This is a genomic window from Alkalimonas mucilaginosa (genome assembly GCF_036327005.1).
Classification (GTDB): Bacteria; Pseudomonadota; Gammaproteobacteria; order Enterobacterales; family Alteromonadaceae; genus Alkalimonas; species Alkalimonas mucilaginosa.
Map to the genome: position 1 here is coordinate 1 of NZ_JAUGZK010000069.1, position 201 is coordinate 201.

The following is a 201-nucleotide window of genomic DNA, read 5'->3' on the forward strand; positions in this document are numbered from 1 at the left end:
CTACCCCAACTGGTCAGGCGTATCTCTTGCACATGCTCCTTATCCTCCTCCCACACATGCCGCGTGATGATTTTAAGCGCCTTCTTGCTGCTGGTGCATTGGCTGCGTAACGGGCAATCCAGGCAGATTTTCGGGTTGGAGTGATAATGCCGGTAGCCTTCCCGGTTGGTCGTCCGGTAGGTCAGGAGCTCTCCGTTCGGG

The 201-nt window shown here is 56.7% G+C and carries 1 protein-coding gene; it reads right to left on the reverse strand.

All coding sequences use genetic code 11. The features are described 5' to 3' along the window. A partial coding sequence (locus QWF21_RS18170) for a transposase (RefSeq protein ID WP_330089441.1) occupies positions 1–201 on the reverse strand: 201 nt, incomplete at both ends.